The organism is Candidatus Kaistella beijingensis (assembly GCF_020084865.1).
Taxonomy (GTDB): Bacteria; Bacteroidota; Bacteroidia; order Flavobacteriales; family Weeksellaceae; genus Kaistella; species Kaistella beijingensis.
In genome coordinates this window covers 714846-737437 of sequence record NZ_CP071953.1, presented here as the reverse complement: position 1 = coordinate 737437, position 22592 = coordinate 714846, and the positions used below count along the sequence as shown (strand labels likewise).

At 38.1% G+C, this 22592-nt stretch carries 22 protein-coding genes; 1 reads left to right on the top strand and 21 read right to left on the bottom strand.

The annotated features are described in order from the left end of the window. Nucleotides 1–2 precede the first annotated feature (2 nt). From nuoL to J4771_RS03390, 15 genes are all read right to left on the bottom strand, one after another. On the bottom strand, nucleotides 3–1898 hold the full coding sequence (gene nuoL, locus J4771_RS03460) for an NADH-quinone oxidoreductase subunit L (RefSeq protein WP_224136431.1): 1896 nt from the start codon (nucleotides 1896–1898) through the stop codon (nucleotides 3–5). 7 nt (nucleotides 1899–1905) lie between these two features. After that, nucleotides 1906–2235: an NADH-quinone oxidoreductase subunit NuoK gene (nuoK, locus tag J4771_RS03455; protein ID WP_224136429.1), complete on the bottom strand. Its 330-nt coding sequence runs from the start codon at nucleotides 2233–2235 to the stop codon at nucleotides 1906–1908. A 4-nt stretch (nucleotides 2236–2239) separates the two neighbouring features. Continuing rightward, nucleotides 2240–2734, bottom strand: a complete 495-nt coding sequence (locus J4771_RS03450; RefSeq protein WP_224136427.1) for an NADH-quinone oxidoreductase subunit J family protein — start codon at nucleotides 2732–2734, stop codon at nucleotides 2240–2242. After that, on the bottom strand, nucleotides 2735–3307 hold the full coding sequence (locus tag J4771_RS03445; RefSeq protein ID WP_224136425.1) for a NuoI/complex I 23 kDa subunit family protein: 573 nt from the start codon (nucleotides 3305–3307) through the stop codon (nucleotides 2735–2737). It lies immediately after the preceding gene. Nucleotides 3308–3536: 229 nt separating this feature from the next. Continuing rightward, entirely contained in the window at nucleotides 3537–4613 is a 1077-nt protein-coding gene (gene nuoH / locus J4771_RS03440; RefSeq protein ID WP_224136424.1) for an NADH-quinone oxidoreductase subunit NuoH, read from the bottom strand. Between the two features lie 28 nt (nucleotides 4614–4641). Then, a complete protein-coding gene (locus J4771_RS03435; protein WP_224136422.1) occupies nucleotides 4642–5679 on the bottom strand; it encodes a 2Fe-2S iron-sulfur cluster-binding protein in 1038 nt (345 codons plus the stop codon). 54 nt (nucleotides 5680–5733) lie between these two features. Beyond that, nucleotides 5734–6582: a hypothetical protein gene (locus tag J4771_RS03430; RefSeq protein ID WP_224136420.1), complete on the bottom strand. Its 849-nt coding sequence runs from the start codon at nucleotides 6580–6582 to the stop codon at nucleotides 5734–5736. 1 nt (nucleotide 6583) lies between these two features. Further along, nucleotides 6584–7939 carry an NADH-quinone oxidoreductase subunit NuoF gene (gene nuoF, locus J4771_RS03425; RefSeq protein ID WP_224136418.1) on the bottom strand — a complete coding sequence of 452 codons (1356 nt, stop codon included), beginning with the start codon at nucleotides 7937–7939 and terminating at the stop codon, nucleotides 6584–6586. Nucleotides 7940–8020: 81 nt separating this feature from the next. Next, nucleotides 8021–8530 carry an NADH-quinone oxidoreductase subunit NuoE family protein gene (locus tag J4771_RS03420; protein WP_224136416.1) on the bottom strand — a complete coding sequence of 170 codons (510 nt, stop codon included), beginning with the start codon at nucleotides 8528–8530 and terminating at the stop codon, nucleotides 8021–8023. 93 nt (nucleotides 8531–8623) lie between these two features. After that, nucleotides 8624–9847: an NADH-quinone oxidoreductase subunit D gene (locus J4771_RS03415; RefSeq protein ID WP_224136414.1), complete on the bottom strand. Its 1224-nt coding sequence runs from the start codon at nucleotides 9845–9847 to the stop codon at nucleotides 8624–8626. A gap of 66 nt (nucleotides 9848–9913) precedes the next feature. Beyond that, nucleotides 9914–10414 carry an NADH-quinone oxidoreductase subunit C gene (locus J4771_RS03410; RefSeq protein WP_224136412.1) on the bottom strand — a complete coding sequence of 167 codons (501 nt, stop codon included), beginning with the start codon at nucleotides 10412–10414 and terminating at the stop codon, nucleotides 9914–9916. A 4-nt stretch (nucleotides 10415–10418) separates the two neighbouring features. Beyond that, nucleotides 10419–10976, bottom strand: a complete 558-nt coding sequence (locus J4771_RS03405) for an NADH-quinone oxidoreductase subunit B (protein WP_224136410.1) — start codon at nucleotides 10974–10976, stop codon at nucleotides 10419–10421. 53 nt (nucleotides 10977–11029) lie between these two features. Continuing rightward, nucleotides 11030–11401 carry an NADH-quinone oxidoreductase subunit A gene (locus J4771_RS03400; protein WP_224136408.1) on the bottom strand — a complete coding sequence of 124 codons (372 nt, stop codon included), beginning with the start codon at nucleotides 11399–11401 and terminating at the stop codon, nucleotides 11030–11032. Nucleotides 11402–11519: 118 nt separating this feature from the next. Further along, complete coding sequence (locus J4771_RS03395; RefSeq protein ID WP_224136406.1) at nucleotides 11520–11708, bottom strand: hypothetical protein; 189 nt, start codon at nucleotides 11706–11708, stop codon at nucleotides 11520–11522. Between the two features lie 59 nt (nucleotides 11709–11767). After that, nucleotides 11768–12901, bottom strand: coding sequence for a GNAT family N-acetyltransferase (locus J4771_RS03390; RefSeq protein ID WP_224136404.1), 1134 nt, complete (start codon nucleotides 12899–12901; stop codon nucleotides 11768–11770). A 106-nt stretch (nucleotides 12902–13007) separates the two neighbouring features. Here J4771_RS03390 and J4771_RS03385 point away from each other — a divergent pair, with 106 nt between their 5' ends. After that, nucleotides 13008–13694, top strand: a complete 687-nt coding sequence (locus J4771_RS03385) for a zinc metallopeptidase (RefSeq protein WP_224136402.1) — start codon at nucleotides 13008–13010, stop codon at nucleotides 13692–13694. A 32-nt stretch (nucleotides 13695–13726) separates the two neighbouring features. Here the strand turns inward: J4771_RS03385 and J4771_RS03380 are convergent, their stop codons facing one another. The 6 genes from J4771_RS03380 to J4771_RS03355 form a co-directional block, all read right to left on the bottom strand. After that, nucleotides 13727–14329: an IMPACT family protein gene (locus J4771_RS03380; RefSeq protein WP_224136400.1), complete on the bottom strand. Its 603-nt coding sequence runs from the start codon at nucleotides 14327–14329 to the stop codon at nucleotides 13727–13729. 293 nt (nucleotides 14330–14622) lie between these two features. Continuing rightward, a complete protein-coding gene (ribD, locus tag J4771_RS03375; RefSeq protein WP_224136398.1) occupies nucleotides 14623–15651 on the bottom strand; it encodes a bifunctional diaminohydroxyphosphoribosylaminopyrimidine deaminase/5-amino-6-(5-phosphoribosylamino)uracil reductase RibD in 1029 nt (342 codons plus the stop codon). A gap of 217 nt (nucleotides 15652–15868) precedes the next feature. Then, complete coding sequence (locus J4771_RS03370) at nucleotides 15869–16459, bottom strand: hypothetical protein (protein ID WP_224136396.1); 591 nt, start codon at nucleotides 16457–16459, stop codon at nucleotides 15869–15871. Between the two features lie 11 nt (nucleotides 16460–16470). Next, nucleotides 16471–18588: a DUF349 domain-containing protein gene (locus tag J4771_RS03365; protein ID WP_224136394.1), complete on the bottom strand. Its 2118-nt coding sequence runs from the start codon at nucleotides 18586–18588 to the stop codon at nucleotides 16471–16473. Between the two features lie 74 nt (nucleotides 18589–18662). After that, the gene (locus J4771_RS03360) at nucleotides 18663–19400 is read right to left on the bottom strand and encodes a shikimate dehydrogenase family protein (protein ID WP_224136392.1); all 738 of its coding nucleotides are present in this window, start codon (nucleotides 19398–19400) and stop codon (nucleotides 18663–18665) included. An 87-nt stretch (nucleotides 19401–19487) separates the two neighbouring features. Next, complete coding sequence (locus tag J4771_RS03355; RefSeq protein ID WP_224136390.1) at nucleotides 19488–22562, bottom strand: WD40/YVTN/BNR-like repeat-containing protein; 3075 nt, start codon at nucleotides 22560–22562, stop codon at nucleotides 19488–19490. Nucleotides 22563–22592 lie beyond the last annotated feature (30 nt).

Here is a 22592-nt window from a genome sequence, read left to right as displayed (position 1 = left end):
TACTATTGTAATAAAAAGTTAACAATTAAAATAATTCCGATGGCCAAAGACATGATGAGCACGTAATTCTCCACATTCCCGTTTTGAAGGCGTTTTGCGGCTCTTCCTGAATCTTCTGCGCCCCATCCGATGAAATCTACAAATTTATTCAGAACACCTTTATCGAACATATTTCCACCCACACCAAGACCTTCTGTCATTTTAACGAAAGTTGCGTTGTATATCTCGTCTAAGAATAATTTTTTGTTTGAAAGCCTTTCCCAACCTGTGTATTGAGCCTCTTCCAAAGCCATTTTCTTTTTGTTGACGTAGATATTTTTTACCACGAACCAAACCACGAAGAACATTAAAACAGTCAGTCCTAATAAAATCATTTCTGTTCCGAATGGCACTTGAGGAAGCTCGACATCGTAAACGTAAATCGATTTCAACCACTGGTCTAATTTCGCGTAATGACCATGTCCAATAAAATGCGGAAGATTAATGAAACCACCGATTACGGAAAGAACAGCCAAAACAATTAATGGTAAAGTCATATTGGTCGGACTTTCGTGAAGGTGGTGCTTTTGTTCTTCTGTTCCTCTGAATTCACCGTGGAAAGTCAGGTAATACATTCTGAACATATAAATTGCAGTTAACGTAGCCACTAAGAAAAGAACGCCCCAAACAATCGGACTTCTTCCAAAAGTGTTGGCTAAAATTTCGTCTTTAGAAATCATTCCAGAAAGGAAAGGAAAACCTGAAATCGCTAAAGTTCCAATCAGAAAAGTGATATGCGTAATTGGAATTTTTTTCTTCAAGCCACCCATGAATCTCATGTCCTGTTCTCCGCTCATGGCGTGAATTACGGAACCTGAACCCAAGAAAAGAAGTGCCTTGAAAAAAGCGTGTGTCATCAAGTGAAACATCGCCGTTGTATAGGCACCAACTCCCACTGCAACGAACATGAAGCCCAATTGAGAAACTGTAGAGTAGGCGAGAACTTTTTTAATGTCGTTTTGTCTTAAACCAATAAATGCTGCGACTAACGCGGTTAACAATCCCACGAAAAGAATTCCGTCCATGGTTGTTGGTGCTAAAGAGAACAAGAAATTGGACCGAACCACCAAATAAATCCCTGCAGTAACCATGGTTGCAGCGTGGATTAATGCAGAAACAGGAGTTGGACCTGCCATTGCATCAGGAAGCCAAGTGAATAATGGAATTTGCGCCGATTTTCCGACTGCTCCAATAAATAAACTCGCTGTGATGAAAATAATGATGTTGGAATCCAATTCAAATTTTCCTGAATTTTGTGCTACAGATAGAAAATCTACGGCATTCGTTTGATAAGCAATCATCAGAATCCCGATAATCATTCCAAGGTCACCGATTCTGTTCATGATGAACGCTTTTCTTGCAGCAGCACCGTATTCTTTATTTTCATACCAAAATCCGATGAGTAGATAAGAACACAAACCAACACCTTCCCAACCAATGAAAAGAATTAGATAATTGCTTCCCATTACCAATAAAAGCATCGAAAAAATGAAAAGATTCAAGTATGTAAAAAATTTGTAGAAACCTTTGTCGTGGCTCATGTAACCAATCGAGTAGAGGTGGATTAACGAACCGATTCCTGTAATAATCATTATCATCATCAATGACAATTGGTCGATTTGGAAACCGAAATTCACCTGAATTCCATTCACCCGAAACCATTCAAAAGCACGTACAATTGTAGGCGGCGTGGTGGAATCTGTCTTTAAAAATAAACTCACTGCAATACAGAAAGAGGCAAAAACCACCAGTGTTGCAACAGTTCCCACCACCATTTTCGGAAGTTTTTTCCCGAAAAGTCCGTTGAACAGAAATCCTATTAATGGCAAAAGTATAATTGCGTAAACTAAATTTTCCATCCTTTATTTATCCTCTTAATTTATTAAATATACTGATGTCCACTGATTTTGTGTTTCGGTACAACATCGCGATAATCGCTAAACCAACCGCAACTTCTGCCGCTGCAACCACCATGATGAAGAACACTAAAATCTGCCCGTTTCCGTCGCCTTTATAGCTTGAAAATGCTGCCAACAAAAGGTTTACAGAATTCAGCATCAACTCCACACAACCCAAAATGATGATGGCGTTTTTTCTCACCAAAACTCCGAGAACACCAAGACAGAACAGCACCGAACACAACATGATGAAGTATTCCAACGGAACGGTCTGTATAAATGAATTCATTTCTCCCATAATTCTATAAATCTTTTTTACCGATTAAAACCGCACTCACAATTCCCGCCAAAATAAGCAGCGATGCAAGTTCGAATGGCAAAACATATTCGTTAAACAATAATCGTCCGAGATTTTTCGTCAAACCAACTCCTGCATCTGAATTGCCCGCAAAAGTGTTGAATTTCAAACCTCTGAATGCGCCCAAAATTCCTATCAAAAGCAATCCCGCAGAAAACACCCCGATGAATTTCATCAGATTTTGTTTCTTGCTTTCGTCTGCTTTATTCAGATTCAACATCATTAAAATATAAAGGAACAACACCATAATTGCACCTGCATAAACGATGATTTGAACGATTCCCAAAAACTGTGCGTTCAATAAAATATAAAGTCCCGCAATAGAAAACATCGTTACAATCAGCGACAAGATAGCGTATAATGGATTTTTAGCAAACACAAAATAAACAGCACTTGCAACAGCGCAAAATGCGACAAAGAAAAATAATACCTGTTCCATTTATTTCAGCGATTTTTTTTCTAGAGATTCTTCCTGCAATTTCGTCTGTCTGCTCGAAATATCGATTCTCTCGTTAATTTTCTCCACAAGTTTGTCTTTTCCGTAGATGAAACTTCCGCGATTTTCTTCCACATTTACAATTCGGTCGGTCAAGTAAATCGCCGATTTTGGACAAGCCTCTTCACACATTCCACAGAAAATACAACGCAACATATTGATTTCGTAAACCGATGCATATTTTTCTTCGCGATAAAGATGCATTTCGTCTTTCGTACGTTCCGCCGAAGTCATCGTAATCGCTTCTGCAGGACAGGCAACGGCACAAAGTCCGCATGCAGTACATCTTTCTCTGCCCTCATCGTCGCGTTTCAGCACATGTTCGCCGCGCCAAATTTTCACTCTCGGCCGTACTTCTTCAGGATATTGGATTGTGGCAGTGCCATCACCAAAAACCGTTTTCGCAGCGTGCCGCATGGTAATTCCCATACCTTGCAGCACCGCAGGAATGTATAATTTCTCCGCGAACGACATTTTTTTGTTGCTGACCACTTTGGATCTATTCGTTAATTTCATTTTCAGAAATATATTTTTAATTTATTTTATTAGAAGCAAGAAAGTTTTTGCTTCTTTTCAAATTCTGTCCCGCTTTTCGCTGTATCTTTTGCTGCACTTCGTTCCGCAAAAGGATGCCGCTGCAATCGGGGCTAACCAGACAGACAATTCTCTTTTTTTAATGGATGAATTTTTTGCAATCAGCTTTCTGCAATCAGCGGTCAGCAGATCATTCATCAATCATCATTTATCAATGATGAAAAAAATGGTTGTACGCCAAAATCACCGCACCTGTAACCATCAAATTCGCCAATGCAAACGGTATTAATTTTTTCCAACCCAAATGCATTAATTGGTCATATCTAAATCTCGGCAAAGTCCATCTAATCCACATAAAGCAAAAGATTCCGAAGAAAGTTTTGGTCAAGAATGCTACGATGGAAAGAATTCCCGCCGCATTTTCACCCCAATTCTGCGTTACCCAATCAATTCCGGGATAATTGTAACCACCGAAAAACAAAACCGTAATCAACGCATTGGAAATGAACATGTTCACATATTCACCAAACATGTAAAGACCCAATTTCATGGAAGAATATTCTGTGTGATAACCGTTTACCAATTCCGATTCACATTCAGGTAAGTCGAAAGGGGAGCGGTTTGTTTCAGCCAATGCCGCGATAAAAAAGATGATGAATGCAATTGGTTGATAAAATATATTCCAATTCATTCCGGAAACTTCAGGTAAGATTCCCCAAATTTTCCCGTGCGTTTGTTGTTCTACGATAACCTTTAAATCAAGCGAACCTGCCATCATGATAATCGCCAACAAAGAAAGTCCCAATGCGAGTTCATAAGAAATCATCTGCGAACTTGCACGGATTGCTCCAATTAATGAGAACTTGTTGTTTGAAGCCCATCCTCCAATCATAATTCCGTAAACCCCAATGGAAACCATTCCTACCAAATAAAGAACTCCCACATCCACATTCGCAACTTGTAAGTCGAAAGATGTTCCGCCAATATTCAGCGTTTTTCCCCATGGAATAACGGCTCCCGTAATCAGGGAAATAAACATCACCAAAGAAGGTCCCACCATGAACAGGAATTTTTCCGCTTTTGCAGGTGTGAAATCTTCCTTAAAGAAAAATTTTCCACCATCTGCAAGTGGCTGCAAAAGTCCAAATGGTCCTGAACGATTCGGACCAATTCTGTCCTGAATGATGGCAGCAACTTTTCTTTCCGCCCAAGTCGAATAAGCGGCTACAGTAAGCGCCAATAAAAATAAGGTCAGAACCAATATGATTTTAAATGTTAATACATCCATTTTTATAATAATTTGACTCTCGGTGAGTTTACATTAAATTAAAATTACTTTCCGCATCTTTTTGAGATTCCTGCTCATCTTTCGGACTCAATTCTTTTGCATTGGCATTGTCAAGAAGCGAAATCATATCTTTCGGTTTCTCGTAATGGTTCAAAGAAATCACCGAATGTCTGTCGATATGTCTTGGTCCTTCGATTGTCCAATATTTCAAATCTTTACGCTCGAAACGGCATTCGTTACAAATCCATTCTTCTATTTCGTCGTATTGGTCTTTTCTTGCAGTAACACGGATTACTTCGTCGCCCTTCATCCAAAGAACTGCTTTTCCTGAACATTTTTCACATTGGCAGTGAGCGTTCATCGGTTTAGTAAACCAAACTCTGCTTGCAAAACGGGAAGTTTTATCGGTTAATGCACCTACAGGACAAACATCAATCACGTTTCCAATGAAATCGTTTTCCAATGCTTTATTCAAATAAGTGGAAATTTCTGCGTGATCGCCTCTGAACAAAATTCCGTGTTCTCTTTCTTCCGTCAATTGATTGGCAGCGAGTACGCATCTTGCACACAGAATACATCTGTTCATGTGAAGTTTGATGTATGGACCAATATCTTCAGGCTCGAAAGTTCTACGCTCGAATTCAGTTCTCGTTTGCTCAACACCGTGTTCGTAACCCAAATCTTGAAGATGACATTCTCCCGCTTGATCGCAAACAGGGCAATCTAAAGGGTGATTAATCAACAAAAATTCGGTAACGGCTTTTCTTGCTTCCTGTGTTTTTTCGGAAGATAGGTTTTTCACTTCCATCCCGTCCATCACGCCTGTTCTGCAACTTGCCACCAATTTTGGCATTGGTCGTGGATCTGCTTCGGAACCTTTTGAAACTTCTACTAAACAAGTTCTGCATCTTCCGCCGCTTGTTTCCAAAGGTTTATAATAACACATTGCAGGCGGAACCGATTTTCCCCCGATTTGTCTTGCCGCCTCCAAAATGGAAGTTCCGGGCAAAACTTCGGTGGTTTGTCCGTCGATGGTTATTTTAAATTTTTTAATTTCTTCGCTCATATTCTTGTTATCAGCTTTCTGCAATCAGCAGTCTGCTTTATATTTAATTAGAAATTATTTTTTCGTGTTAAAGGTATATCCTATTCCTGCATTAATTTGTGCGAACAGAAAATCTTGCATCGCTTTATCAGGATTATTATTTAATGTCGTTTTAATGTCAAACATATTGATATAACCATATTTTCCTTCCACTCTCAACATCCAATGTTTCCAAAAAATGAAGTTGATGTTTGTTCTTGCATCTACTCCAAATCCCGCCACATGAAAACGGTCGCTTCTTTCGTTGCCAAAAAGTTTCACGTTACTTTTCGGAAACATTACGCCAACTCCGCCACCATAGCTCCAAACAATATCAACATTTTTTTTGCTTGATAGCGTTTTGTATTTCTCTAACCCTGCATTTACATAATTCAAACCGTCGGTATGTTCGAAGGTCAAAAATTTTTCATCTTTAAGATTAACCTCTCCATTACTAACCATTGCTGCATAAGTTGGATTTCCAATCTTTCCTGTCAATTTTACGGTTTGGTCTTGATCCATCACATATTTCATGTGATCCTGTGCAATGACTAAAGCCAAATTGTCTTTCAGAAAATATCCAAGTCTAAAATTAAACTGTGGAATGGAAACTTCCCCAGGATTTATATAATCCCAACTCAAATCTGAAGGACGATCACGTGCGACAACATCATGCAAGACAAAATCATAGTCAGCTCCTTTGAAATGGATGTCTGATCGGGTGAAAAACCCTCTGTTCCATCCCCAAAAGACAAACATTCTGCCTTTTTTGGTCATTGCAGAACCCATGTCACAATTAACAATTCTAGCTGTATCTATTTTCTGTCCGAATGTAAAATTCAATCCTAAAAAAAGGAATACAATAATTTTAAAGAACTTCTTCATTTTATTCTGCTTTCGCAGGAACTGGAATTGGGTCTGCATAATTTGCCAAACCGTAATTTCTTGTCAATGCTTCAGGATTGTTGATGTGCCATTCAAATTCATCACGGAAATGACGGATTGCAGCCGCAACCGGCCACGCTGCAGCATCACCAAGTGGACAAATCGTGTTTCCTTCAATTTTTCGCTGAATGTCCCAAAGCAAATCGATGTCTGCCATTGTTCCTTCACCGTTGTTTATATTTTTCAAAATTTTATACATCCACGGAGTTCCTTCGCGACAAGGTGTACATTGTCCGCAACTTTCGTGGGCGTAAAATCTTGCTAAAGTCATCGTGTGTTCTACGATACATTGGTCTTCATCCAAAACTTCAAATCCACCGGAACCCATCATTGTTCCTGTTGCAAAACCGCCGTCTGCAAGAGATTCGTAGTTCATATAACGAGGTTCGCCATTAATGGTTTTCAAAATCAAATTCGCAGGAAGAATCGGTACAGAACTTCCACCCGGAATGCAGGCTTTCAACTTTTTACCGTTCGGAATTCCGCCGCAATATTCATCGGAATAAATGAATTCTTCAACGGTAATCGTCATGTCGATTTCGTAAACTCCCGGTTTGTTGATGTTTCCACAAGCAGAAATTAATTTTGTTCCTGTGGAGCGACCAACTCCGATTTTAGCATATTCAGCTCCGGTAATATTGATGATTGGAACAACTGCTGCAATCGTCTCCACATTATTTACCACGGTTGGAGATTCCCAAAGTCCTTTCACAGCAGGAAATGGTGGTTTTAAACGAGGGTTTCCTCTTTTTCCTTCCAAAGATTCAAGAAGGGCGGTTTCTTCACCACAAATATAAGCTCCTGCTCCTCTTTGAACATAAATTTCCAAATCGTAACCTGTTCCTAAAATATTTTTACCCAAGAAACCTGCTTTTTTTGCTTCTTCAATGGCTTCCTCTAAAATGTCCGGAATCCAAGAATATTCACCACGAATGTAGATGTAGGACGTATTTGCACCCAAAGCGAATGAAGAAATCAACATTCCTTCAATCAAAAGATGCGGAATAAACTCCATTAAATATCGGTCTTTGAAAGTTCCCGGTTCAGATTCATCGGCGTTGACCACCAAATATCTTGGAACTCCTTCCGGTTTTGCAAGGAAACTCCACTTCATTCCTGTCGGGAAACCTGCACCCCCACGACCACGAAGTCCGGAAGTTTTTACTTCTTCGGTAATTTCTTCGGGTTTCATTTTCAGGGCTTTTTCGGCTGCTTCATATCCGCCTTGTTTGCGGTACACGTCGAAATAGCGAATTCCTTCTATATGTGCGTCTTTAAGTAAAAGTTTTTTACTCATTTTATTTATTGCTATCGGCTTTCGGCAATCTGCTTTCCGCCTTTCGTTATCATTTTTTTAAATATAAAATTTGGAATTAATTTATCCCAAATCCACCGCGCCCTGTCTGCAAAGTTCAAGGATTTCATCCACTTTTTCAGTAGTTAAATTTTCGTGGTAAAATTTACCCAACTGCAACATCGGTGCATAACCACATGCTCCAAGACATTCTGCAGGCTTTAAGGTAAACATTCCATCTGCAGTGGTTTCTCCGTCTTTAATATTTAAAGACTTACGGATGTGGTCAAGGATTTTTTCGGAACCTCTCGTTAAACATGGTCCTGTTCTGCACACTTCCAAAACATATTTCCCTACCGGTTTCATGTTGAACATGGTGTAGAAAGTCGCTACTTCATACACTTCAATTGGTTTAATATTCAAAATTTCCGCAACATAATCCATCACCGGAACATCCAACCAACCACCGAATTCTTTCTGTGCCACATGCAAAATCGGAATCAAGGCAGATTTTTGCTTTCCTTCCGGATATCTTGCGATTATTTTATGAACCTGTTCTAATGTTTCAGGTTTAAAAGCAATAGTTTCGCTCATTCTATCTATAGATTTCAGACATCAGATTTCAGATGTCAGATTTTTATTTTTGATTTTTGTCTGATATCTGCAATCTGATATCCGACGTCTTTTTTATGCGTCTAATTCTCCCGCAATCACATTCAAACTACTCAAAGTTACCACTGCATCTGAAATTACAGAACCTGTAATCATTTCAGGGAAGGCTTGATAATAAATGAAGCAAGGTCGTCTAAAATGCAGTCTGTATGGACTTCTTCCGCCGTCGCTTACCAAATAAAATCCTAGTTCACCGTTTCCGCCTTCTACGGCGTGATAAACCTCTCCTTTTGGAACTTCAGTTTCTCCCATCACGATTTTGAAATGGTAAATCAAAGCTTCCATTTTGGTGTAAACATCTGCTTTTTCAGGGAGATAAAATTCAGGAACATCTGCGTGGAAAGGACCTTCAGGAAGATTATCCAAAGCTTGCTGAATAATTTTTAAACTTTCCCAAACCTCAGTTTGGCGAACCATGAAACGGTCATAAGTATCACCCGCAGTTCCTACAGGAATGATGAAATCGAAATCCTCATAAGAAGAGTAAGGGGTGGCAACACGCACGTCGTAATCAACTCCTGTTGCACGTAGATTTGGTCCCGCAAAACTGTAGTTCAAAGCACGTTCTGCTGAAATTGCACCCGCTCCAATTGTTCTGTCCATGAAGATTCTGTTTCTTTCCAAAATGTTGCAGAAATCTTTGAATCTTGTAGGGAAATCCTTTAAAAATGCTCTTAATAATTCGTAGAATTTCGGGGTGAAATCTCTTTCAAAACCACCAATTCTTCCCATGTTTGTAGTCAATCTTGCGCCACAAACCTGTTCATACATATCGTAGATTTTTTCCCTGTCTTGGAAAGTCCATGTAAAACCTGTCAAAGCGCCTGTATCAACACCGATTACTGAATTACAAACCAAATGGTCGGCAATTCTTGCTAGTTCCATCATGATAACGCGCATGTAATCAACACGTTTTGGAACTTCAACGCCCAATAATTTTTCAACCGTCATGTGCCATCCAAGATTGTTGATTGGTGCAGAACAGTAATTCATTCGGTCGGTTAAAGTCGTGATTTGCGTGAAATTTCTTCTTTCGGAAATTTTTTCAAAGGCGCGGTGAATATAACCAACCGTTTGCTCGGAGTGAAGAATTTTTTCCCCATCCATCGTCAGAATGTTCTGAAAAATCCCGTGCGTTGCAGGGTGAGTCGGACCGAAGTTCAACGTATAAAGTTGCCCGTCGATCTGCTCCTTTGCTTCGTATTGGTTAAGTATATTTGAGAGTGCGTTGTCTTTCATCTTTTTATAATTGATAATTGATTAGCGATAATTGATCATTTATCAATCATCATTTATCATTCATGATTATCTTCCGAACATTTTGTCGTCTTTATCGGTTCTTGTTCCATCTTCCAAACGATATTCCTTTAACATTGGGTGATAACCGAGTTCAGGATCGTTCAGGATTATTCTTAAATCAGGATGTCCTTTAAATTTAATTCCGAAAAAATCGAAAGTTTCTCTTTCCATCCAATTGGCACCTGCATAAAGGTCGGTCAATGAATCAACTTCCGCATTTTCTCTCGGCATGAAAGTTTTCAAACGGATTCTGTGATTATCCACCAAATTATGAAGATGATAAATCACGCCCAATTCTTTTTCAGGAAGTTCGGGATGGTGAATTCCACAAATATCGGTAAGGAAAACATAGTTTAAACTGCTGTCTTTCATGTGGTGAATCACTTTTTTGAGGTCTTCCTTTTTAATTTCTAAAGTCAACATTCCAAAAGGTTCCGAACTCGAAATGACCGACTCTGGAAATTCTCTTGAAAGGGCTTCTAAAACAAAACTATTGGTAAATTCCATAAAATTAATTGATGTTATACGATTCCAATAATTCTTTGTATTGAGGAAGGTCTCTTCTTCTTAAGCTTTCGCTTTGAGATAACGCTTGAACCTGCATGAATCCTTCTAAAATCTGTTCAGGTCTTGGTGGGCAACCGGGAACGTAAACATCTACAGGAATCACTTTGTCAATCCCTTGAAGTACAGAATACGTATCGAAGATTCCACCGCTTGAAGCACATGCACCCACTGCGATTACCCATTTTGGTTCCGCCATTTGGGTGTAAACTTCTTTGAGAATCGGTCCTAATTTTTTTGAAATCGTTCCACAAACCATTAAAACATCGGCTTGTCTTGGCGAGAAACTCATTCTTTCACCACCGAAACGCGCCAAATCGTAATTCGGTCCCATTGTCGCCATAAACTCAATCCCACAACAAGAAGTTGCGAACGGAAGCGGCCACAAAGAGTAGGAACGCGCCATTCCAATCAAGTCGCTCAATTTCGTGGCGAAGAAACCTTCACCCGAAAAACCTGCCGGAGGAGCGACGTTTGTATTTATTTTTGGAGTATTTTCTGACATGATTTAATTCAAAATTTAATATTCAAAATTCAAAATTTTACAACTTTGAAAAATTATTTGTCCCAATCTAATGCTCCTCTTTTCAAAACATAGAAAAATCCTAGAAAGAAAATGGAAACAAAAGTGAGCACAGCAAGGAAACCACCCAATCCGAATTCACGGAAATTCACGGCATAAGGATAAAAAAATACGATTTCAATATCGAAGAGAACGAAAAGAATCGCCGTAAGAAAATATTTGATGGAAAACGGGGTTCTCGCGTCGCCTTCACTTTCAATACCGCACTCGAAGTTTTTGTTTTTCTCAACCGTAGAATTTTTCTGTCTCGGTCCCAAGAAATGAGCACCAAGCAGAGAAACCGCCACAAAACCAATCGCCACCAAAGCTTGGATGATAATCGGTAAATAATTTTCAGGTAAGTTCATTACTACATAATTTTCTCAATCTGCAAATTTAAGTAATTCATATTGAAAGAGGAAATTTATGCTTTGAAAATATGATGTTAGTGGGATTTTTTTTCAATTTAGAACGGTTAAAAATAAATTACTTTTTCCCCGAATTCTTCATTCGCCTCAAAACCAAGTAAGCAACATAACCAATGTAAAGGAAAAGAAAACTAGCGAAGAGGATATTGATTAAAGTATTCAAACGCTCATCCTGCACCTGAAAAAATTGGTTGTAAGCAATGAAGGCGAGAATCATTGCGATGTAGAAGTAGAGTTGGCGTTTCATTTTTTTTTAGTTTCAGGTTTCAAGTTATAAAATTCACGATTGACAGCGAAGCGAATTCACTATTCCCGCTTAACATTCATTGAATACGTTCTTCTCCTTTTATGGTTCACAGGATTGTAATCTTGCCAAAGAAGCTGCACGTTTTTATTTTCTTCCAATTCGGGGTTGGTTTCGGCGAATTTGATGCCCATCTTGCTGAATCTTTCAAATATTTCTTTAAAAATAATCGCAGTCACTCCACGTCTTTGATATTCGGGGTGAATGCCGATTAAGTAGAAATTGGCTCGGTCGTTTTTCTTTCCTGCCTGCAAAAAATGCCACCATCCGAACGGAAATAGTTTTCCTTTTGCCTTCTGTAAGGCTCTTGAATAAGAAGGCATTGTAATTGCGAAGGAAATCAACTGATGGTTTTCATCTTCCACACAAATAATGTAGTTTTTGTCGATGAATGGAAAGTATTTTTCTTTATAGGTTTTCTTCTGTTCATCAGTGATTGGAGTATAAGTGGAAAGTGCACTGTACGTTTTGTCCAACAAATCAAACATCGGGTCAACTAATGGCAGAATTTCCTTTTTGTTTTTAAAGTGGAGCACTTTCAGTTTGTATTTTTGAGCAATCAAGTTGCTGAATTTTTCTACTTTTTCGGGAAGAACTTCGGGGAAATTCATTTCAAATTCTACCCATTCCTTTTCTTTGACCAAACCTAATTTTTCCAAATGTTGTGGATAATATTCGAAATTGTACAGTCCAATCATGGTTGCCAATTTGTCAAAACCCATCGTCAACATTCCTGCTTTGTCAAGATTGGTGAATCCCATTGGTCCTTCAATTTTGTTGATGTTTTTTTCTTTGGCGTATGTAATGGCCACATCGATTAACGCTTTCGAAACTTCCTCATCATCAATAAAATCAAGCCAACCAAAACGTACTTTGCTGATTCCCAAATCTTTCTCCTCTTTATGATTAATCATCACCGCAATTCTGCCTACAATTTTTCCGTCTTTGTAAGCAAGGAATTGTTTCGCCTCCGAATACTGCAAAGCCGCATTTTCATTCGGATTCCAAATGTTTTTTTCATCATTAATTAACGGTGGAACGTAATTTTTGTTATTTTTGTAAAGTTCCATCGGAAATTTGATGAATTTTTTTAAATCATTATCGTTTTTTACTTCAATTATGGAAACTTTTGACATCTTCATTTATTTGGAAAAACAAAGATAATTGATAAAAAGATAAATCAAAACTTTGGCACGTTATTTACTTCTAAAAAGAGAATTTAAAAAGAAAAATTATTAAGAAATGGGGACATATTATCTTATTTTAGGTGCGATTTTTATCATCAGTATGATTGTTCAGAACAGGCTGAAATCTAAATTTGCATACTATTCGCAAGTGCAATTACGAAATGGAATGTCGGGGAAAGAAATTGCCGAAAAAATGCTGAGAGACAACAATATCAATGATGTTCAAGTAATTTCGGTTCCTGGTCAGTTGACCGACCACTATAATCCTGCAAACAAAACCGTGAATCTCTCAGAGGAAGTTTATATGCAGAGAAACGCTGCTGCAGCCGCAGTTGCATCGCACGAAGTTGGACATGCTGTTCAACATGCAGTAGGTTACTCCATGTTGCAACTTCGCTCGAAAATGGTTCCAATCGTGAATATTTCATCTAAATTATTACAGTTTGTATTAATGGCGGGAATCGTGGTGATGGCTTCAAGCGGAAATAAAATGCTTTTAACAATCGGTGTGGTTTTATTTGCAGTGACTACATTGTTCGCATTCGTTACTTTACCGGTAGAATACGACGCAAGTAACCGCGCTTTGAAATGGTTGGAAACTTCGGGAACACTCGACAGGTCCGAACACGACGCAGCGCAAGATTCCCTGAAATGGGCGGCAAGAACTTACGTGGTTGCAGCTTTGGGTTCTTTGGCGCAGTTGATTTATTTTGCCTCGATGTTGAGCGGAAGAAGAGATTAATTGGTAGGGACAAATCGCGATTTGTCCTGTTTTCAAATAAATTTAAAAGAAATATTTTGCATCTCGGACAATTGTTCCGAGATGTTTTCTTTTTGGGAGGTTTTTATTTTAGCGATGATTTTACATTTTTCATCGGTAAAAAAGTCCTGAATTTTCCCGTCAAACTTATTGAGCAAAGTAAAGATTATATTTTGCTGATGAAAGTCGAATTCAATTTCCAAATCAGACTCTAATTCTTTGGTTATGATTTCCGCTTCGTCTAAAGTAAGTTTTGCAGATTCTTTGTAAGTCTTTACCAAACCCGAAACGCCAAGTTTTGTTCCGCCGTAATAACGAACAACGATTAATAAAATGTTGGTTAAATTATTGGCGAGAAGTTGGTTGTAAATGGGTAGACCTGCACTTCCGCTGGGTTCGCCGTCGTCGTTTGCTCGGTAATTTTCGCCGTTCATTCCTAATCGGAAAGCGTAACAATGATGGGTTGCTTTTGGATGTTCTTCTCGAATTTTTTCCAAAGCATTCTTTAATTCTTTTACATTATTCACAGGAAATGCGAAACCGATGAATTTGCTTCCTTTTTCTTTGAGAAGGATGTTTTCGACTGGGAATTTTATGGTTTGGAAGGAAAAATTCATTTAATTCTAGCTTCGCAAATTTAATGATTCTCAATGTAACACAATAAATGCTAAATTCGCTTCAAAATATAGATACGGAAATCATCAATTTAAAATATACCGAGTCTGTCAAAGAAAAATTTATGAAATTCTTGGAATCCTTTTCCAAAAAACGAAATTTCAATCATTGAAGACAGAGCCGCTAGTTTTGAGGCTGCGAAAGCGGAATTGCATCAAGATTATAAAGCCTTAAAAAATGGCGAAATGGAATTAATGTCTTTGGAAGAATTTGAAAAGGAAATGATTATGTAGTTTCAAAACAAAAGATTTTGATAGAATTCAACTTTATTATCTCTAAAATGCTCAACTTTTACAGGCTCATAATCAAATATTGGAGCTTTCGTTCCATTCTCCAAAACAAGGTTTTCGTTTTTAATAATGATGGCTTCGTCCCAAATATTGGTATCAATAAATTGTTGTAAGGTAAAATTTCCACCTTCCACAATTACTGACTGAATTTGATGTTCGTAAAGTTTCCCCATTAAGTTTTCAAGAAAATTTTCCTTTTCGATTTTAATGAATTTAGTGTTTTCTTCGTTAGATTCTTTAACCGAATTAAAAACCAATGTTTCCGCTTCTTCATTATAGATATTGAAATCTCCAGGAATTTTCAAATTAAAATCAATTAGAATTCTTACAGGATTTCTCCCCACAATTTCTCTTGTCGTCAAACTTGGATTGTCATGCAAAGCGGTATTCGTTCCCACCAAAATCGCGTGCTCCTCACTTCTTAAATGATGTACAAATTGTTTGGTAAAAGGATTTCCGATTTGCGTTGGTTTGAAATCTTTGTCCATGAAACCGTCCTTCGATTGTGCCCATTTCAAGATAATAAACGGTCTTTTTTTCTGATGAAAGGTAAAAAATCGTTTGTTCAGTTCTTGACATTCTTTTTCCAAAACTCCTGAAATGACTTCAATTCCTGCATTTTCCAAAATTTTCTTTCCTTTTCCATTTACCTTTTCATGGGAATCCAAAGTTCCGATAACGACTTTCTTAAAACCAATTTCCACAATTTTATTTGCGCAAGGTGGCGTTTTCCCAAAGTGAGAACAAGGCTCAAGCGAAACGTAAATCGTGGATTCTTTCAACAGTTCAGAATTTTTCACTGAATTGATGGCATTGATTTCGGCATGATTTTGTCCCGCCTTTTCATGAAATCCTTCACCAATAATTTTTCCATCATGAACAATAACGCTTCCCACCAAGGGATTTGGATAGGTTTTCCCTAAAGCATTTTGCGCTAGTTCGATGCAGCGGTTGATGTAGATTTCGTGAGACATTAATAAGAATTAAGAAATTAGGGGATTAAGAAATTAAGAAATTAGGGAAATACGGATGCTTAATAAATGAGGAAATTTTAAAGAACGCTTCATTTAAATTTTAAAAGAAATAGTTGAAGTTCAACCAAAACTAATTTCTTAATCTAATCTCCCAATTTCTTAATTTAAAAATTGCAAACACCCAACTTTTGTCGGGTGTTTCAATATGAATTAAAAATTATTTTTTCGTTTCTACAGCCAACACTTTTATTTCGGGAATTTTGTATTCAATCATACCAGTCATCAATTGGTCGCGCTGTTTGGCGAGAAGTTTCGCGGCAGATTTTAGATCACCATAAATTCGCTTTGCGTAATTCAGCATTAGGAAACTTTTTTGAGTGCCATTATCGAACTTTTTGAACCGATAAATATCATATTCAATAAAAGAATCACCTTTTTCGGGAACTTCAGAAATATAGAAATCCACGATATATTCAGTTCCATCGGGACTTTCAGTAACATTTACTTTTGCAAATTTGTCATCTTTTCGCGATTGAACCGATTCTACTTTTTGTCTTACTGCAAGTTCCATCTCAATCTCCTTATTGAAGAATGAAAAATCGATGATTTGGTTGAAATTTTCCAACTGCTCATCTTTCGGAATGTATTGCTGTTGAAATAGTGTTTTTGAACGTTGCTTTGCGCGTGCCAAAAAAAACTCGGTTCCATCATATTCTACAGGATTTGGAATGGAAAGTAAATCGGTTTCCTGCGCTTTAACGAAAGTCAAAGAACCAATCAGAAACAATAAGAATATTTTTTTTAACATGATTTTGTTTATTAATTTTCGCCCGAAAGAATCTGATGCAAACTTTGCTTCATGCTTTCCAACTGTGATTTTTTCTCGTCAATTCTGTCGAAAGTATCTTTCAACAAAGGATTTTCACGTGATGAATTGCTGAAGAACCCAACATTATTTTCCATTTTACTGATTTCAGCTTCCAAATCGGCAATTTGATTTTTGATTTTTCTTGCTTTGTCGGTCAACTGGTTTTCAGAAAGGTTTTCTTCCCTTAAATCATATTCGTGGATTTTGTTGAGTTTCAGTTTATCTCTCAAAGCTTTATTAAACTCTGTATTAATCGACAATTTCTCGCGTGGAACTTTTCCAATGGCGTTCCATTTGTTTTTGATTTCCTCGATTTTTTCAACGCTTCCTTCCTCGTTTCCGATTTCTTTCAGTTCGTCAAGAAGTTGCTTTTTGTTTTTGTAATTCTCTTTCCAATTGTCGTTTACGGCATTGTTTTTTTCGCGGTAATTATTGAAGAAAGTGTTGCAGGCTTCACGGAAATCGTCCCAAACTTTATTGGTCATACTTCTCGGAACGTGACCGATTTTCTTCCAATCTTCCTGCAGTTTTTTGAAGAGCGGAACAATCGTTTCCCAATCTTCGGAAAGCATATTGTCTTTCGCGGTTTGAATGAGTTTAAGTTTTTCCTCAAGGTTGGTTTGCTGCGAATTTTTCAACCCTTTGTAAAACTCATTTTTGGTGGTGTTGAAGTTTCGCAGATGCGTTTTAAATTCATTCCAGTTTTGGTTGGAAACTTTTCTTGGAACGCTTCCCAATTTTAAAAACTCACTTCGCAAATCCTCGATTTTTTTGATGGCGTTTTGCCAATAAACGTGATTTGGAGCTTTTTCTGGAGTGGTAATTTTTTTGATTTCCTCGATGATTTTATTTTTCTTTTCGAGGTTTTCAGTTTGCTCTTTTTCGATTTGTTCAGAAAGTTCGGTTTTTCTCTCGTGAATTTTATTGGAAAGTTCCTTGAATTCTTCCCAAGTTTTTTCACGGAATTCTTCTGCAACAGGTTCTGCTTCCTCTCTCCAAAGTTTGTGGAGATATTGAAGTTCGTTCAGCGCTTTTTGTACAGAAGGTTCAGTCTCCAATTCTTTTGCTCTTTCAATGATGTGTTGTCTTTTCTCCAAATTGTGCGCATATTCCTGTTCCATGTATTCCTTGTTCATATCAAGCATTTGATAGAACTGATTTAAATGGTGGAAATAATTGTTGTTCAATAACTTAAATTCAGATTTTGCGACTTGACCTGCATTTTTCCATTCTTCTTTAATTTCACGAATGGCTTTGAAAAGATTGGTTCCCGCTTCCGTATTGGTATATAGATTTTTAAGTTTCTCGATAATATTTTGTCTCTCCTCTAAATTTTTAGAGTGGCTTTCTTCCTGCTTTTTATTGTATTCATCGTTCTTATCACGGAAAATATTGATGAGTCCCGAAAGTTTCGCCAAAGCTGCATGTTCAAACTTGAAATTTTCCGACTCGTTTCCCGCCGCTACAAATTCCGCCCTTTTATCCTCTAATTCATCATGGATAAAATGATTTGCCTGTTCCTTCAAAGCATTGAATTTTCGGTAAAGCGAACCTGCATCTTCTTTATTGATGATGTTTTCCATTTCTTTCAGAACTTCGGGCAAAGTGAGATTTGCCGCAGGTTCCAAATCTTCTTCGTGTTCATCGTGAGGTTCTCCGTCGTCTGACTTTTCAGGATCAATTTCGGAAAGTACTTTTTCTTCAGGAACTACGGTTGATTTTTGGGTATCAACATCGGCTTGCGTTTTTTTGTCTTCATCTGTTTGTGGATCGCCGTCGTCTGCTTTTTTAGGATCGATTTCAGAAAGGACCTTTTCCTGCGGAATCACCGTTGATTTTTGAGTATCAACATCGGCTTGATGTTCAGGTTTTGGATCTTCGGCAGGAGTTTCTTGGGAGTTTTCCACTTTTTCGGTTGAAACATCCTCCACTGAAACTTCTTTCTCCGAAACCGTTTCGGAGACTTCTTTTTCAGTTTCTGCAGGATTTTCAGCAAGGTTTTCAGGAGAAACTTCTTCAGAAATCGGTTTTTTTTCATTGTGGTCAGAGACTGAATCTTCTGTAATCATAGCAAACTTTTTATTAGAATTAAACGGCAAAACTTTTTCTCGCTTTTTGTCGGTAAACAATGCACTAAATTAACTTATTTTTTTTGAAAATTCCAAATTTCCCAATTTTTTTCCGCTTGCTGTTCGAGCATGTAGAAACCATTCACCGTTTTTGCGCCTTTTTCTGCGGCATTCTTAATGAATTTGGTGTAATTAGGATTGTAAATTAAGTCGATGATTAGATGCTTTTCCGAGATTCCCTCAAACGGAAAATCCAGACAATCTTCCACATTCGGGAAAGTTCCAACAGGAGTACACTGTATAATTAATGGATTTTCTGCCACGATTTCTTTCGTTAAATTTTCAAAATTGAGTTCCGAATTTCTTGCGACCGTTTTAAACGGAATTCCATGTTTTTCAAAAACATATTTCACCGCTTTTGCAGCACCACCATCACCTAAAATCAGAGCTGAAGTATGACAGTCCTTTTTATGTAAAAGTAAAGTCTTCTCAAATCCAACCGCATCGGTATTAAATCCCTTTTTGATGTTGTCATTAATGACGATGCAATTCACCGCACCCATTTTTTCCGCCTCATCACTCAATTCGTCAAGATAAGGAATCACTTTTTCCTTGTAGGGAATCGTAACATTTAAACCAATTAAATGGGGAGTTTTAAATATTTCTTCAACATCTGAAATATCGTTCAAGTCGAAAATGTCATACGAATAATTCTTCAGCATTAAGTTCTGAAACTTGTTTTCAAAATATTTTTTAGAGAAAGAGTAGGAGATGTTCTTGCCGATGATTCCTAATTTTTTTGGTGTTTCCATTCTTCAAAAATAGAAAAAAGACTGCTAAAAAAGCAGTCTTCATAAATGATTTATTTAAGAATTTTGAAAATCGTTCGTTATCAAATTTTAACCATTGATAAACTCATCCTTAGTTTTTATCACAAATGGAATGTTTTCCGATTTTGCTTTATCTTCAATCTTCTTTCTATTTTTGGAATTGAGTTGTTCGAGTTCCTTTAAAGAAGTATCGTACAAATCTTTCACCGTCTCGAAATTCTGCAGCTGCGAGTTGGTTGGTGCAGCAAACTGAGAAGCGATTGAAGCATAAAGCGTCGCCAACTTTTCCCTTAATAGAGGTTCCGCCGAACCAACATAATTGTCGCCAGTTGTGATGACCATTTTTTCTTTTTGCTTTTGAAAATCGTTTTTTATTTTAGTGAAAGATCTATCTTTTTTCTCTAACTCGTCCAAAGTTTTCAAGGTTTCATCCAATTCGTAAACTTTGTATGCTAAATTTTCGTTCATGTCGAAAAGTGTTTGAGCCAAATTCGCCTGTTGTTTTCTGTCTTCCAAAGTGATTTTACTTTTAGGATCGTTTTTCACCACGATATTTTTTGCGTAAACGTCTTTTCCTTTGTTCATCACGATTTTATAGGTTCCTGCAGAAACTCGAAGTGGCGTAAAACCTCCATAAGCAAGCGTTTTTGCCGCTGCAATTTTTGGAGTTTTGGTGGTGAAATTCCAATCGACCACATTGATTCCTTTTTGTTTTCCAGCGTTTAGTGAGGTGATTTTTTTTCCGTTCATGTCCTGAACTTCCAAATCCATTTTTCCGAGAACGTGACGCTTCTTTAAGTAATAAACGATTTTCGCATTGGTTGAAGGGTTTTCTCCCACGAATTCAAGTTCTGATGCATTTCCACCATAGCTTGATTTTTCTTCCATCATCGCGTCAGAAGTATCGAAGAAGTGAACATCTTTTGCCAAAACTTCTGGTGTGATTTGCCTTAAAACCGAAATGTCATCCAAAATAATAATTCCACGACCGTGAGTTGCCATCACCAAATCGTTTGTTTTTGGGTGTAAATCAATGTAATGAATCGCGACATTCGGCATGTTGTTGGTGAAATGCGACCAGTTTTTTCCGCCGTCGATGGTGATGTATAGACCTTTTTCTGTTCCCAGGAAAAGCAATTCTTCATTCTTGAAATCTTCCTGTAAGTTTCTTGCAAATCCTTTAATATCAGGAGTTGAAATCGACGTCCAAGTTTTACCGAAATCTTTGGTTTTGTAAACGTAAGTGTTATAATCTCCCGTGTTGTGTCCGTCGAAAACCGCATAAGCCGTTCCTTCTGCGAAAGAGCTCGCTTCAATATGATGAACCCAGGTATTTTTTGGCAGGTTTGGAATATTTGCGGTAACGTTGTTCCAAGTTTGACCGCCATTTTGGGTAACCTGAACATTTCCGTCATCGGTTCCTGCCCAAATTATTTTTTCGTTTTTCGGTGATTCGGCAACTGTGAAAATCGTGCAGTGGTTTTCCGCTCCTGAATTGTCTTTAGACAAACCGCCAGAATTTTCCTGATTTTGTTTTGCCTTATTATTTGTGGTTAAATCTGGTGAAATTTTCGTCCAGGTTTTTCCCATATCTTCAGATTTGTGCAAAAACTGACTTCCCACAAAAAATCGGTCAGGTTGATGCAAACTCGTGAGAATTGGAGCGTTCCAATTAAATCGAAGTTTGGGGTCGCCTTTTACTGGCAATGGTTGAACCGTTACAATTTCTTTGGTGTCAAGATTGTATCGCCAAACATTTTCCGCTCCCTGCATTTCGCTGTAAATAATGTTTTTTGTAGGATGTTTCACCACACGGAAACCGTCTCCAAAACCAACACGGTTCCAATGCCGCGATTCTACTCCGCCATCGCCTTTTGAAGGACCGTACCAAGAGCCGTTGTCTTGCAATCCACCGTAAATATTGTAAGGTTCGTTGTTGTCTAAACTTACGTGATAATATTGTGAAACGGGTAAATTTCGAACAATATCAAGGGTGTTTCCACCGTCCCAAGAACGGTAAACTCCGCCGTCTGTTCCAACGTACATTCTGTCGCTGTCTAAATTATCGAAAGTGATATCGTGAATATCGGAATGCATCGCTCCCAAATTTTTAAAAGTTTTTCCGCCATCACGACTAATCGAGCCGAAAAGCCCGCCTTTCACGACCACATCGGGATTTTTCGGGTCGACCACAATTCTGGAAAAATAGAAAGGACGAACCACCAAACCGAAATCGCTGTTCAAGTGTTTCCAGGAACTTCCGCCATCTTCTGAACGGTAAAGTCCGCTGGTTTCAGATTTTTCAGTTTCCAAAACGGAGTAGAGGATATTGGAATTGGAAGGAGCAACTGCAATTGCGATTCTGCCCAACTTTCCTCCCGGAAAACCGTTATGGATTTTGTTCCACGTTTTTCCGCCATCCGTGGATTTGTATAATGCTGATTTTTCGCCACCGGAACTGAAAGACCATGGAGATCTACGAAATTCCCAAAAACTTGCATACATGGTACTAGGATTTTTCGGATCGATAATTAAATCCGAGCATCCCGTTTTATTGTCAACACCGAAAACTTTTTGCCAAGTTGTTCCGCCATCGTTTGTTTTATAAATTCCGCGTTCATCACTGTCCGACCAAAGTGAACCTAAAACGCCTACCCAAACTTCGTCGCTGTTTTTTGGATTGACGATGATCGAGGAAATTCGGTCGGATTTTTCCAATCCCATATTTTTCCAGGTTTGACCACCGTCCACTGATTTATAAATTCCATCACCTACTGAAACACTGTTTCTTACCCAGGTTTCACCCGTTCCTACCCAAATATTTTGGTCTGGTTTTGAAGGGTCAATTGCAATGGTTCCGATGGATTGAATATTGTCTTCATCAAAAATGGGAGTAAATGAGGCGCCACCGTTTGTAGATTTCCAAACGCCGCCTCCTGCAGTTCCGACGTACATGACTTTATTGTTGGTTGGGTGCATTTCGAGGTCTGCAATTCTACCACTCATCAAAGCGGGACCGATATGTCGTGCCTTAATGTCGCCGAACAATTCTTTTCCTTTCAAGGTGATACCTGAGTTTTCTTGTGAAAAATAGGAGACTGGAAGCGCCAACATCAATGCTAAAGAAAGTTTTATGATTCTCATTACTTTAAGTTTTAGTTTAAAAAAAAGCCA